General features: G+C 36.7%; 17 protein-coding genes. 2 read left to right on the forward strand and 15 right to left on the reverse strand.

All coding sequences use genetic code 11. The features are described 5' to 3' along the window. The 14 genes from ROSEINA2194_RS17350 to ROSEINA2194_RS17415 all read right to left on the reverse strand — a co-directional run bounded on the left by ROSEINA2194_RS17350 (position 1) and on the right by ROSEINA2194_RS17415 (position 12,133). Positions 1-570, reverse strand: a complete 570-nt coding sequence (locus ROSEINA2194_RS17350; protein ID WP_147335128.1) for a hypothetical protein — start codon at positions 568-570, stop codon at positions 1-3. A gap of 246 nt (positions 571-816) precedes the next feature. Then, positions 817-1,155, reverse strand: coding sequence for an acyl carrier protein (locus tag ROSEINA2194_RS17355; RefSeq protein ID WP_081453948.1), 339 nt, complete (start codon positions 1,153-1,155; stop codon positions 817-819). Next, positions 1,116-2,375 carry an AMP-binding protein gene (locus tag ROSEINA2194_RS17360; RefSeq protein WP_007890179.1) on the reverse strand — a complete coding sequence of 420 codons (1,260 nt, stop codon included), beginning with the start codon at positions 2,373-2,375 and terminating at the stop codon, positions 1,116-1,118. Before ROSEINA2194_RS17360 ends, ROSEINA2194_RS17355 begins: the two co-directional genes overlap by 40 nt. Then, a complete protein-coding gene (locus tag ROSEINA2194_RS17365) occupies positions 2,335-2,565 on the reverse strand; it encodes a hypothetical protein (RefSeq protein ID WP_172727163.1) in 231 nt (76 codons plus the stop codon). Before ROSEINA2194_RS17365 ends, ROSEINA2194_RS17360 begins: the two co-directional genes overlap by 41 nt. A 7-nt stretch (positions 2,566-2,572) precedes the next feature. Then, a complete protein-coding gene (locus ROSEINA2194_RS17370; RefSeq protein ID WP_007890181.1) occupies positions 2,573-3,259 on the reverse strand; it encodes an ATP-binding cassette domain-containing protein in 687 nt (228 codons plus the stop codon). Positions 3,260-3,273: 14 nt separating this feature from the next. Continuing rightward, positions 3,274-5,139: a hypothetical protein gene (locus ROSEINA2194_RS17375; protein ID WP_007890182.1), complete on the reverse strand. Its 1,866-nt coding sequence runs from the start codon at positions 5,137-5,139 to the stop codon at positions 3,274-3,276. Positions 5,140-5,317: 178 nt separating this feature from the next. After that, the gene (locus ROSEINA2194_RS17380) at positions 5,318-6,190 is read right to left on the reverse strand and encodes an ATP-binding protein (RefSeq protein WP_172727164.1); all 873 of its coding nucleotides are present in this window, start codon (positions 6,188-6,190) and stop codon (positions 5,318-5,320) included. 400 nt (positions 6,191-6,590) lie between these two features. Next, positions 6,591-7,319 (reverse strand): LytR/AlgR family response regulator transcription factor, encoded by a 729-nt coding sequence (locus ROSEINA2194_RS17385; protein WP_044928726.1) that lies wholly within the window; start codon positions 7,317-7,319, stop codon positions 6,591-6,593. Between the two features lie 145 nt (positions 7,320-7,464). Continuing rightward, entirely contained in the window at positions 7,465-8,364 is a 900-nt protein-coding gene (locus tag ROSEINA2194_RS17390; RefSeq protein WP_007890185.1) for a transporter substrate-binding domain-containing protein, read from the reverse strand. A 258-nt stretch (positions 8,365-8,622) separates the two neighbouring features. Beyond that, a complete protein-coding gene (locus tag ROSEINA2194_RS17395; protein ID WP_007890186.1) occupies positions 8,623-9,399 on the reverse strand; it encodes an amino acid ABC transporter ATP-binding protein in 777 nt (258 codons plus the stop codon). Beyond that, positions 9,390-10,064, reverse strand: coding sequence for an amino acid ABC transporter permease (locus tag ROSEINA2194_RS17400; RefSeq protein WP_007890187.1), 675 nt, complete (start codon positions 10,062-10,064; stop codon positions 9,390-9,392). Before ROSEINA2194_RS17400 ends, ROSEINA2194_RS17395 begins: the two co-directional genes overlap by 10 nt. Beyond that, positions 10,045-10,704: an amino acid ABC transporter permease gene (locus ROSEINA2194_RS17405; protein WP_044928728.1), complete on the reverse strand. Its 660-nt coding sequence runs from the start codon at positions 10,702-10,704 to the stop codon at positions 10,045-10,047. Before ROSEINA2194_RS17405 ends, ROSEINA2194_RS17400 begins: the two co-directional genes overlap by 20 nt. A gap of 280 nt (positions 10,705-10,984) precedes the next feature. Continuing rightward, on the reverse strand, positions 10,985-11,554 hold the full coding sequence (locus ROSEINA2194_RS17410; protein WP_007890190.1) for a GNAT family N-acetyltransferase: 570 nt from the start codon (positions 11,552-11,554) through the stop codon (positions 10,985-10,987). 75 nt (positions 11,555-11,629) lie between these two features. Further along, positions 11,630-12,133, reverse strand: a complete 504-nt coding sequence (locus tag ROSEINA2194_RS17415) for an NUDIX hydrolase (RefSeq protein ID WP_007890191.1) — start codon at positions 12,131-12,133, stop codon at positions 11,630-11,632. Between the two features lie 239 nt (positions 12,134-12,372). Between ROSEINA2194_RS17415 and ROSEINA2194_RS17420 the strand changes: the two genes are divergently transcribed. After that, a complete protein-coding gene (locus tag ROSEINA2194_RS17420; RefSeq protein ID WP_007890192.1) occupies positions 12,373-13,119 on the forward strand; it encodes an AzlC family ABC transporter permease in 747 nt (248 codons plus the stop codon). Positions 13,120-13,148: 29 nt separating this feature from the next. After that, on the forward strand, positions 13,149-13,454 hold the full coding sequence (locus ROSEINA2194_RS17425; protein WP_044928766.1) for an AzlD domain-containing protein: 306 nt from the start codon (positions 13,149-13,151) through the stop codon (positions 13,452-13,454). A gap of 21 nt (positions 13,455-13,475) precedes the next feature. Here ROSEINA2194_RS17425 and ROSEINA2194_RS17430 read toward each other — a convergent pair whose 3' ends face one another. Further along, the gene (locus ROSEINA2194_RS17430; protein ID WP_007890194.1) at positions 13,476-13,997 is read right to left on the reverse strand and encodes a cysteine hydrolase family protein; all 522 of its coding nucleotides are present in this window, start codon (positions 13,995-13,997) and stop codon (positions 13,476-13,478) included. Between the last annotated feature and the right edge of the window lie 66 nt (positions 13,998-14,063).

Raw genomic sequence — 14,063 nt, forward strand, 5'->3', positions numbered from 1 at the left:
CTATCGCTTCAGCCTCTTTTGACGATATTCATTATCCGGTGTCGCATCAAATCCAATTGGTAAATATTGTATGTCGATTTCATCTTGATAATCTATATCATAAAAATAATTACAGAAAATCAATTCCACATAAATAATCTGATTATTTTCTTCTTCCAGCGCATATATCAATCCATGATCCGGATCAACCTCTATTGCCAAAAGACGGTACTTATCCCGAAAACCTCTCGTTCCAAAATATCCTTTATATTCTTTTGAATCATATTGCTCCAATCTCTGTATCTCTTCCTCATAACTCTTATCATCATATTCGACGACCAGATAACTTAAATACTGTGCGTCCCACGGATTATAGTAAACCATTTTATAATCCAGTACATCCATGTTATCTGTAATACTTTCTGGAAAAATGCTTTCATCCATTCCCCATTTATCAGCATATTCTTTCTTAGCATTCTTTCCAATGTACCACTGGTAATGCGTGATATCTGTATCTTTATATACTTCAGTTCTCTGGCTATCAAATGAAAGCAGTTTTACCAGACCACCCATTAATAATAACCGAATCAAAAAAACACATATAATAGTGGTTGTAATCATCAATATAACTTTCATTTGAACTTTGAATTTCGGTATTTTCATCTCTTCCTAAACCTTTCCACATACAAAAATACATGTTTTTCTATCAGGCTGGCAGTTGATTCATTATATAAAATTTTTTTGTTGAATCTAATATGGATCTGGCAATCGCAACTCTCTATTGTTCTCCGTCTGATAATATTGAGTGTGTCTACTTGTTCAAAAAAATTGAATATTTCAGTTTATCTTCCATTGAACAACAATGTCATCTATATGCACATGTTCTTCGATCAAATAATCTATCATATCTTTAATAGTTCCAAATTTCTTTATTTCCTCTAGTTTAATTTCAATATTAAATTTTTTTTCTATACTGAGTGTAAGCCTTAACAATTCCATCGAATCCAATCCTAAATCAGTATACAAATCCATATCTTGATATATCTTTTTTTTCTGATACAAGAAAACCTCTAATATTTCTGAGATTCTATTAATCAGAATACTCCTTACATATTGTTCAATATTTTCTTTCCTTTTTATCTTTTGAGTAGCTGTCTTAACAAAATTTCCATCCAGTTCATATAATTTTTTATTTTAAACTCATTTTGTGTATTAATCCACCTTAAAAATTTTTCAATATTATCTTCAAAAGGCAACGCACCTTTTTCTATGAGCAGTGCAAGATAATGTTCACCTTTTTCATCTATTTCTTCAAACACGATAAAATCAATCTCAATTCCTTTGTTTGTAATTTCTGATTCAATTGTCTCTACTGAAATATTATTTCCGTTTTCGAGTATAACCAAATTCTTCTTTCTTCCATTTATATACAATTTATTATTATCCCCAACAAATCCTAAATCTCCTGTTTTAAACCAGCCATCTAAAAAGGCTGTTTCATTATCATTCTGATTCAAATAATATCCTCTTGTTACATTATCACCTTTTACTAATATTTCATGATCAACCACCTTAACAGTATTGCATTTTAAAGGAATTCCCACTGTCAGATCATCCTCATCTTCATTCCAAGCTTCTATTGATATTACAGGAGAACATTCCGTAATTCCATAGCCTTTTATCAATTCTATTCCAAAATCATATAACTCTTTTCTCAAACCTTGTCTTATAATAGAGCCTCCACAAATAATATTTTTTAATCTTCTCCCTACAACCATATTTTTTATATTAATGCAATCAGAGTTCTCTCTTTGTTTTATTTTCAAATATTTTAATATATTTTCTGCAATAAGTGGAACTACAAATAGGTAGTCTGGTGAATATGCCACCAAATTTTGTTCAAAATTTTTTAAATCTGAAATACAAATAGTTGCTCCCAAATACATTGCATATATAACATCACACATAATAGCAAATGAATGATGAAATGGTAGTACATTCAATAAAACACATTCTCTTTTGAACCTTAGAATACTATCTATACTAATGCAATTTTGTATCAAATTTCTCTGGCTAATCATAACAGCTTTATATTTCCCAGTTGTTCCCGATGTAAAGTATATAGCAGAACACTCTCGCTCCTCAATTCTATCATTTTCTGCCAATCTTAAATCTTCTGCCACAAAATTCTGAGCATTTATTACATAAATGCCCTCCAACTTAATCTTTCTAATTATTTCTTCATCAACAATAGACGGATCTATTAATATAACTCTTATATGAAATTCCTTTAAAATTTCTATCAATTTCTCATAATTCAAACCATGATCAATTGGAATTGCTACATTGTCAGAATTAATAATTGAAAAAAAAGCCTTTAATCCATATATATCCATTAGGCGCAACTAAAGCTATTTTTACTCTATTCCCACACATTTTTCTTAAAAAGTCAGAAAACAAACAAATAGAAGTATATAATTGACTATAAGTTATATTTTCAGTTGCAGTTTTAATTACATTATTTTCCGAGTATTCTTTGTTGGCTGCTTCCATAATGTCTATGATATTGAAAAATTCATTTTTCATGCAATCACTACTCATATTTTCTTATTTTTCCATCTTCCATATAATATTTTGCCGTACCATATTTCACAACGTTTTCATCATGCGTTACGATCATAACTGCCACATTTCTTTTTTGCGTAATATCCACAAGTGTCTTCATGAATATTTCTGTATTTTTCCTATCCAGACTGGCAGTTGGTTCATCACACAAAATTATTTTTGTTGAATCTAATATGGATCTGACAATCGCCACTCTCTGTTGCTCTCCACCTGATAATGAGTGAATATCTCGTTTATTTATTCCCGCTAAATTCATAATAGTTAGATATTCATTCATTAATTGACATGTTTTCTCATTCACCGTTCGCTCCTTAATATAATAAGGCAACAATATATTATCTTCAACATTCATAAATGAAAATAAATTTAAATTTTGAAAAATAATGCTAATGTCATTTAAGCGTATTTTTTCTCTTTCTTTTTTTGTGCAAGCTAAAATATTTTTTTCTTCTATGTATATTTCACCCTTTAAATTGTCTAACATCCCTGAAATTGCATATAAAAATGTTGTTTTTCCGGAACCTGATGGTCCTGATATGGTAATAATCTCCGGCATCTCAAATGAGATGCTAATATTATTTAGCAACATTTTTTCTTCATCACCATCTTTGACTTTGTAACTCAGATTATTAATTCTTATTATTTCTTTCTTCATTATTTCTCCTTGTGCTACATTCCAGGATTTCTAAGTTCCTCAATAAAATTCTTTCTATCTTTTAATCTCAGAATATAAAACATTTGAACTGCTATTGATATTAGCGAAAATAACAATAATAGAACTATTTCAGAATATATTCCGCTGTCCTTCACTCCAACAAAATAATACGGTGATAACATTACATACAAACATATATATGTAAATTTTTTAGTGATTGGAAGTAAAAATATACCAGAAATTATAATTGGAAAAACTGCATTCCAAATATAGATTTTAATAATTTGCAAATATGGCACTCCCATTGCCTGAAATCTCAGGATATCTTTTTCATTGCTTTTTGCAACGAACGAATAATAAATAAACAGTGAAATCACAGCACATGTTATCAGCAGATATGTGATTGCTTCCACTATCTCGGTTCCGCTTACCGCTCTTTCTCTGCTCTTCCTCATAATATCTGCTTTTGTAAGTAAATTCTTATCAGAAACGTTATTTCCTTCATTGAAAAAAACTATATTATGTTCATTGCTTCCAATATGTAATGTGTCTTTCAAATAATTTATATTGACAAAGCAATTTAACTCACTAAAATCATTGGAATAATAAAGACCTGCAACAATAAAATCATACATTTTTCCTTCCATGTTTATTTTTATTGTCTTTCCAATATCACTTGGTGCTGCAAAAATCTCAGGCATTAAAATAGAATTGGCATTCTCATTAAGAACCTTGTTCAGCCCCTCCTCACTTCCTTTCACAACATTAATTTTTTCAAAATGATTTACATATAAACTATCAATTCCACTTACGAATACATTACTGCCACTTTCGGTTTTTGATTTTATTTTTAGTCCATAATATGTATCTGAATCCGATTCTCTATCATTAACTTCTATATCTTTTTTATCTAAAACATACGCATACCCTATATTTTTATCAACAATATTTTCCCCAGATACACGAACCATACGAAACAGCGAATGCAAACCAACAAAAAGTGTACAACTTAAAATCAAAAACATACATGTAATTTTTACTTTTCTAAAATAACTTTTGGACATTACGACAGACAGAAAAGCATCCTTACTTTTCATAAATTTGGTCATATAATAAAGGAGCTGATATACTCCTCTTGCAATCGGATCAAACAGAATCATACCTGCCAGAATATTACCAATCTTTGAAAGTTCCACAATCTGCCGCACTGTAGACGTCACACTGATGTATTGCATAAGAATTACCAAAATAGCTGCTATGCAAATTCTGACTAATACTCCTTTAACGTTTATTTTATTTGTTTTTATATAATCATTTCCGTTCCCGATCTTTTCTACAATATTCCCCCGGAGCAATTTATATAAATTGCTTCCAATTGTATAAGAATTCAATAGTATTCCGATCAAAACACAAATAAGATATATATGAACCGGAACATATCGCTCTTCAATCTGCAAGACATTTGCAACAACAATATAAATGATGCTTCCAATAACACATCCGATCAAAGTTGCCGATACATGAACCTGTACCAATTCTGAAACATATATCTTTACGATTTTTTTATGCGGTGTTCCCATCAATAATAATGCTTCTGTAAAGTGTTTTCTAATATTAAATAAATTTTGCAGCTGTGTTGCCAATATCCATTGAAAAAACATAACTGCAATAATTGATATCAAAATTACAGAGGACAACACGCCCTGTAACTGCTGTACGTCATTTTTGCTTAAGCTGTCATTGGTTATATCACTCAGTCCAAAAGCAAACATGGTATACAATAAAGTTGCTGTCACAGTCACCATTGAAGCAAACCAGAATTGTATTCTTTCTTTTTTTCCACTATTTTTTAATAATCTTCCAATCTTCGTTCCAAACATAAGACTATTTACCCTAAATTCGAATTATCCAATCAATTATTTTAAAATGGATGTAAGGAGCATCATTGTATCTGTATTTTTCATTATGTATTTCTCCTTCGTCTACTTCATAATACTCTAATGATTATAAAACTTTTTTCTTTCATTTTATCATCTGTCAAATTTACGTATCTAACTGTTAAAAATCCCCTATATTCATCATAACTGTCAGAACAAATTTTCCATCCTCCGTCTCAATTATTACATCTCCACCATATTTGTCTGCAACTGTTTGAATGGAGCTTATACCGTATCCATGTCTGTGGAAATCATTTTTGGTTGAAATTAATTTTCCTGATTTGTCCTGTTTCAAACTTCCTTCATATGGATTTTTTATAACAAAAACCAATGACTGCTTTTTGATTCCCATTGCTATTTCAATATTCTTATTATTTTCGTTGCATTTTTCTGTGGCTTCTATCGCATTATCGAGCGCATTTCCTAATACTACCCCCAGATCACACTGATTTACCGGCAGTTCTTCCGGTATAAAAATTTTTAAAAGAAACTGTATTCCATTCTCTTTGGCAATCGAATATTTGGTGTTGAGCAGTGCATCTATCACCTGATTTCCGCTGTCAGAAATATAACTTTCTGTATGATTATTCTCGATTATTTTGTCGATTTCACGAATGACATTTTCTTTCTCTCCATGCTCTATTTCGTTTTTTAATACAATTAATTTATTTATCAGATTATGGCGTTCTCTGTGAAAATCTTCCATTAACTTTTTTTGTTCTTTTGTATTATTAGTCATCATATGAATTTGCTGCTCATATACCGTTTTTTCCTTTTCGAGCATAGTTTTTTCCGTAATTTTTGAATAAACCTCAAGGATAATCATATTGAACAGTAATAATATGCTGAAAACTATCATAGCAGTCACTGTATTATTTTCTGAAAAGAACACCGCTGCTGCAATGTAAATACTGCCGATTGATACAAAGAAAAAGACGATATAATATTTTACCGGAATCAGGCTGTTTTCCCTTTTCTTCCATACAAAAGACAAAATGTATATTCCTATCATCATGATTATTTTTGATATAATACTTCCTATCATATTAAAGTCTCTTTGTTCAAGACAAAATAAATTTAAAAAGAAAAAAATAATCATTTCTACCAATGCCCATACTGCCCAAAAGAACGTAAGTAAAAATATATTATTTTTTCCAAAACCATAATAGGAAATTGCTGAAATCATAATACACAGCAATACATTTACAATCGTAGTTACAACTGACGCATCACCACTGTGAAACTGGACATATCCTTGAAAAATAATATATATGAGCCATACACTCACAGATAATACATTCCAACGCTTCTTTTCATAAAATGTATCTAAAAATTTTCTTACTATCCAGACACTTGCGAATGTCAAAACTGAATTTAAGATTATATTTCCCACGTCACACATAGATATCACCTCTTAACAGTCTGCTATATTCTTTACTAAATTCTTTCTGCCGGTCTTCACTAATCGGCAACACTTCTCCGTTTATCAATGTTACATTAGATTTTGATCTTGATTTGATCAAAAGGTAATTGACGAGATAAGACTGATGAATCCTTAGAAATGTTACTTTTCCACTGCTAAGTCCTTTTTCTACCTCTGATAATTTTCCATTAAACACATATTTATTTCCATCTCTGACATGTATATTTATTTGTCTTGCTTTGCTTTCAAAATATAGGATCTCTTTGGACAAAACTTTGTATTCCTGACTTTTATATTTAAACGAAAAGAAATGATTTCTACTGCAAATTCTCTGGTTTGCTTCTAAAAATATCTGTGCGAACGAATCCCGGTCTATCGGTTTTCTGATAAAGGAAAACACATCCAAGCGAAATAATTCCATGACGTATCTGTCATAGCTGGAAATAAAAATAATCATCACATCTTCATCTTTTTTACGAATGTTTTTCGCCGCAGTGATTCCATCTCCATTTTCCATCTGAATATCCATATATATCAGGTCAAACTTTTTCCCTGAAGATATTTCTCTTACCAGATTATTTCCACTATAGAAAACATCGGTATCTATTTTCACATTTTCCTCGTCACTAATATTATGTAAGACACTTTCAATTTGATGTGCAATCAGATCATCATCATCGCAGATTGCGATATTTAACATTATTTTTTCCTCCAAGAACACTGTCTTTTTTTCTATCTTACTATATGGATTTTGCATTCTCAATCTTCATTTTTATTTACATTAAAAAAACTGCTGCACCGCCCGATTTTTCATCGTCCCGGCACAGCAGTCTGTGTATTTAAATTTATTCTGTCACTCCGCCTTCTACAACAAGACTTTCCTCATAGTCACTGCCATATGTGTCTACTAAAGTAGCTTCATAATCAGCATGGAAGAACTGTTCCTCACCTAAAGTCTTAATTTCGTCATTGATCCAGTCAAGCAAGGTTGTATTTCCTTTAGAAACCGCCGGAGCAATCGTATCATTACTTCCAAGGGAAGGAATCCCTACCGTGTAACCGGTGTTCTGAAGTGCATATGCGATAACCTCGGTGTTATCATTTACCCATGCAGCACCGCTTCCATTTTCCAGTGCATTCTTCGCAGTTGCATAGGAATCATATTTCTGTAATGGGATATCCGGGTAGTTGTCGATCATGTAAGTCTCTGCCGTTGTTCCTGAGATAACGATCATCTGGTCATTGGAATCCCAGTCATCAAGGTTCTCGATCACTTTACTGTCAGGAGATACCACGCCAAGAGCCACATTCATATAAGGAAGGGCAAAGTCAACTTCCTCCGCACGCTCGTCAGTCACGGTAAAGTTTGCAAGAATGATATCCACTTTTCCTGTCTGCAAATATTCGATTCTGTTTGCCGCCTCTGTGGATACGAAGTTCACATCCACTCCAAGATCCTCGCCAAGTCTGTTTGCAAAATAAATATCGTATCCCTGATACTCACCATTTTCATCTACATATCCAAATGGATTTTTGTCGGAGAAAACGCCGATATTGATCGTACCGCTCTCTTTGATTTCATCCAAAGTACGGTAAACTTCGCTGCTTCCATTGGATACTGTTCCCTCGTCTGCCGCACTTGCATTATTTGCGGTTGCATCACTAGTGCTGCCGCCGCATGCGGTCAGACCTGCCGTAAGTGAAAGTGTTAATACTGCTGCCAAAATCCTGTTCCATTTCTTCATAATAAATGCTCCTTTTCTTCTTGCTATTTCATAGATAATTGTGAAACTCCTGAAAGTGTAAATTGAATTGTGAAAAATTAACAAAAGACATGAAAGACATTGTGGAACCGCCGGTTCTTAGAAGGTAGGTACAACTGTAAGTTGTGCCTGGCTTCTTAGTACCGTTGCGAGTGACACATAGCGAAAGCGTGTCTTGAATGTTTTTGTTAATTTTGAACAATTGAAAGAAGAGTATGAAGAGTTTCACATTGTCTATTGCTATTTCACATGAGTCTTTGCCTCATGAAATTCAAACGTATTCAAAAACTGTTTTGCGCGGTCGGTCTTTGGATGTTCGAAGAACTCTTCCGGAGTTCCCTCCTCCACGATCTTTCCGCCATTTAAAAATATCACACGGTCTGCCACTGCTTTTGCGAACTGCATCTCATGTGTGACGATCATCATTGTGCGCCCCTGGGAAGCAAGGTCTAACATTACATCCAAAACCTCTCTTACCATCTCCGGATCCAGCGCCGCGGTCACTTCATCGAAAAGTAAAATTTCCGGGTGCATACAAAGTGCTCTCACGATCGCGACACGCTGTTTCTGTCCACCGGAAAGCTGCCTCGGATAGCTTTTCGCTTTCTCAGCAAGACCAACCCGCTCTAAAAGCGCCATTGCTTCCTTTTCGGCTTCCTCTTTTTTCCGCTTCTGTACTTTCATTGGTGCCAGTAAAATGTTGTCAAGCACCGTCAAATGCGGAAATAATTCATAACTCTGGAATACCATTCCGATCTTCTGACGAAGCTCTGCGATGTTTTTGTTCTTCGGATCAATTTTTTCACCATTTAATTTGATCTCGCCGCCCTGAATTGGTTCCAGAGCGTTGATACATCGAAGCATCGTACTTTTTCCACAGCCGCTCGGACCGACAAGGACGATGACCTCTCCCTGATGTACTTCCAGATCGATATCATCCAGAATCAGGTTATCATCATAACTTTTTTCAAATGTTCTATAGATAACAATGTCTGTTCCAAGAAAGATCACCTCCATTTCCTTTCCAGATATTTTGCAAGCATACTGATTGGCCAGCATGCGATAAAATACAATAAAAATACGGTCAGATAAATTCCAAACGCTGCATTCGGGCTGGACATCCGGTTTGCCTCGATAATCTGCTGTGCCACCTTCAACACCTCGACAACACCGATCATTAAGATCAGGCTGGTCGTCTTGATCATTCGTGTGATCAGGTTGATGGACAGCGGGATCAGTCTCCTGACGGCCTGTGGAATGATAACGTAGAGATAAGTCTGCATTTTGGTAAGTCCCAGCGCCGCACTGCTCTCGTACTGATGTTTTGGGATGGAGATCAGTGCCCCCCGCACAAGGTCGCTCATCTCTGCGGTTCCCCACAGGACAAACACGATGATGGACGCTGTCTCTCCCGACAAATTCCAGCCAAAAGTTCTCGTCGTACTAAAGTAAAACAGGAAAAGTAATACCAACTGCGGCATAATGCGGATAAATTCCAGATACACTCTGAAAATTGCCTTGAGCACTACATTTTTTCTTGTCATCAGCACGCCAAACAATAAACCTGACGGAATACTGATCACAACTGCGATCAGACTGATACGGAGTGCTACCCAGAGTCCCTGAAGCAGCCGCAGCATATTGCTTCCTTTTAATAAAACCTCAAGCCCCAAATCCGGCATAACGCAGCCTCCTTTCCAGCAGACTGCCCAAAATGGAAATCGGCAATAATAGGATCAGATAGAAAACCACAAGCAGGAATAAACTCTCTGTTGTCTTGTAATAAAGACCGATCAGGTCTTTTGCAGTAAACATCAGATCCATCAGGCTGATCGCACTGAACACACTCGTTTCCTTCAAAAGGAAAATCACATTTGCCACAAATGCCGGAACACTGATGGACATTGCCTGTGGTAAAATGATGTACCGCATGGTCTGGCAACGGTTCATCCCAAGACTGTACGCACTCTCCGTCTGAATCGGTTCGATTGCTTCCAATCCGCTTCGAAAAGCCTCTGCCATGTAACTTCCACCTAAAAATGCAAGTCCGGCAACACCACATGCCTCCGCATTTGTCTGGATTCCGATCTTCGGAAGTCCATAGTAAATAAAGAATAACTGTACCAGCAATGGTGTATTTCTGCTGAGTTCTATGTACACCGCCACGATCTGGCGAAGTACCGGCACTTTATAATACTGGATCGTCGAACAGACAAATCCAACGATAATTGCAAAAACAATTCCGAGGAGTCCAATGCGAAGCGTCAACCAGGCGGCTTTCTCGTACATCGGTAAATATTTTAGAATAAACTCCCAGTTCAAGATGTTCCCCTCCTCTTTCAAAATTTATAGTGCTTATCATAGTTCTTTTATCCTACTATGTCAATAGGAATTATAGTATTAATTGTATTAAATAAAAAACAATATCGGAATTATATTGTAAAATGGGGATATATGGATTTCATCTTCTATGATTATTATATGAAAAGAAAAGAATTGATTACCCGAAAATAAAAAGATGGGCAGCAATATCGGATGACGATATTGCTGCCCGGTGCTTATCGATAAAATAAATTTCTGGTTAAATCTAGTCCACCGTGGACTACTTTTCCAACTTCAACTTCGGAAACGGAATGATATCCGGCTGATTTTCCCTATGCTCTCCGATGAATTTTTCCATCCAGACCATGTCATACCAGCGGTGGAACTTATAACCGCACTGATGGAAAGTTCCGACCATCGTATAACCCAGTTTTTCATGAAACAGCACGCTGTCCTTCGTCAGATATTCATCTTCCGCCTGTGGATAAGCAATACAGGCATTGACATTTAAAATACCCTGCTGCTTCAAAATATTTTCCAGCTCTTCATAAAGCCTTCTGCCGATTCCGCTGCGTTTCTGCTCCATATCTACATAAATGGATGTCTCCACTGACCAGTCATATGCCGCTCTCTCTTTGAACGGACTGACATAGGCATAGCCTGCGATTTTTCCATCCTTTTCCGCTGCCAGATATGGAAATCGCTCCAATGTATGCCTGATCCTGCCACGGAACTCCTCTATGGACGGCACAACATATTCAAACGTGATCGCTGTCTGCTCAATATATTTTGCGTAGATTGCAAGAATCTCCTCTGCATCCGCCTCTGTTGCAACTCGAATCGTTGTCATAGTTTCCCTGCCTCTTTTCCATTCAGTATTCCATCTGCAAAACTATATCTTTGATGTTTTCTTCTGCTCACGCAATCACATTTCAAACGCCTGCTTAATGCTGTCGTAATGTAAGAAGATCCCCTGCTCTGCAAACTCCCTGATCTGGTCTGGCGTTGCAAACATGTAGCCATCTGTTTCCTCTGTCTGAAGATGCAGGTCTTTGTCGTCAATATCCATGACAAAACGGTAAACGTCCACAAAATAATTGTCACCCTCACCCGGATTTTCTCTCTTATAGGTAAATAAATAGCCGCCCTCGGCATTTCCGGCATCCAGTCCTGTCTCCTCTTTCACTTCGCGAAGGACTGCCTCGTAAGACTCCTCGCCAGCCTGTGCTGCGCCGCCGGATACTTCCCACCAGCCCGGTGCCCATGCCTTTGTCATGACGCGCTTTGTGATAAGAAACGTTTGATCAGGTCTTGCCACAACACCGAGCACCGTCAGATGATATTCGCCATCCTTTAAACACCAGTCGTTGCGCTTCATTGTGCGTCCTGTCGGCTTTTTATCTGCATCATAAATATCCCATAATTCCATCGTTTTCTCTCCTGTTTATACATGCTATTTATCCCATCTTATCATTTCACTATAGGCAATGCAAACCTCATTTTCATCATTCCGGTTGACATTATTTAATCTTTTATACCAATTTTTGCTTACTTTTTATCATTTACTAATTTGTTTATAATTGCTATAATACACGTTAGCCGTGATTTTAACCAAAATCAGCTATCAAAATTTATTACTTTTTACCATAAAAATTCGAGGTTTTACAGATGAGTGAAACAAAAAAAATGACCAACGAGCGTCCTGTATACGCTTTTAACCGAAAAATTTTCTGTGAGGGAATGCGTGACGGTATTCCGATTGCTTTAGGCTATCTGGCGGTATCGTTTTCTCTTGGAATTGCCGCAAGAAATGCCGGTTTAACCGCCTTTCAGGGATTTCTTGCAAGTTTACTGAACAATGCTTCTGCCGGTGAGTACGCCGCATTTACGCTGATCGCTGCAAATGCAACCTATCTGGAAGTCGCAATTATCACACTGATCTCCAATGCACGCTATCTGCTGATGAGTTGTGCGCTCACCCAGCGTTTTGCACCCGGAACACCTTTTTTTCACCGGCTGATCATCGCCTATGATGTGACGGATGAATTGTTTGGGATCACCATTGCGCGCCCCGGCTATCTGAATCCTTTCTATACGTATGGAGCGATCGTGCTGGCTGCGCCCGCCTGGTCGGTCGGTACCGCACTCGGAATTATGGCTGGCAATGTATTGCCGCTTCGGGTGGTTAGCGCCCTGAGTGTCGCACTTTACGGAATGTTCCTTGCGATCATTATACCTCCTGCAAGAAAAGATAAAGTGGTCGCTGCGCTTGTCGCCATCAGCTTTGCACTTAGCTTTGCCGGTTCTTATCTCCCGGTTGTTTCTTCCATGTCAAGCGGTACAAGAACGATTATTTTAACCGTTGTGATTTCTTCCGCTGCTGCAATTTTGTTTCCAAGGAAAACGGAAGCATAATGAATACGCTTCCGCAAGTGAGGTTTTCTATGACACATAATAATTTTATTTATATCGCCGTGATGGCTCTTGTATCTTATGCCATCCGTGTTTTACCTTTGACGCTGATCCGCAAACCGATCAAAAACCAGTTTATCCAATCCTTTTTATATTACGTTCCATATGTGACACTGGCTATCATGACATTTCCTGCGATTGTCGAAGCAACACAGAGCCCTGTAGCCGGTGCCGTTGCACTCATCGTCGGTATCCTTGCAGCATGGTTTGGTGCAAGTCTGTTTCAGGTGTCTGTGGCATGCTGTGCGGTTGTGTTTGTGATCGAGTTGTTTTTATAAAGTTTTTTTGCCTGTCAGGAACTACTCCACCTGCACCTGACACATTCTCATTGTAGCCAATGCTGCTTCATGGCTTTCCGGTGTGACACCTGCGCAGCAGGAAGCAATGACTTTGACCGGGATCTCCGGCAGATATGCCTTAATTAAAATTGCATTGGAGACAACACAGATGTCGGTGCAAAGTCCGACCAATGTAACGGTGATATCTTCTTTCTCTGCGATTTTTGTAATCTCTTCCGCAAGAATTTTTGAACCGAACGTTGGCTTGTCGATCACTACTGCGTCTTTTAATGCTGTTTTCACTTTCTCATTGACCTGCCAGCCGTCTGTACCCTTCACGCAGTGCACAACCGGAAGATTTTTTCCTTCCTGAGTCTCTAAATAATTTTCCGGGTGTGTATCCCTTGTTGCAAAAATGTCTTTGGTATCATACTTTGCAATCTCTGCGATTACGTTATCCACGATAGCCACTGCCTCTTTTGTTCCGAGTGAGCCATCGATAAAATCATTCTGCATATCTACCACTACTAGTAAATTTCTCATTATGTAAACCTCCAATTTTCTTTTTTAATTATAAAATATCAAAAATATTTTTTACTCCATGACACT

Origin of the sequence: Roseburia inulinivorans DSM 16841 (assembly GCF_000174195.1) — a bacterium.
Classification (GTDB): Bacteria; Bacillota; Clostridia; order Lachnospirales; family Lachnospiraceae; genus Roseburia; species Roseburia inulinivorans.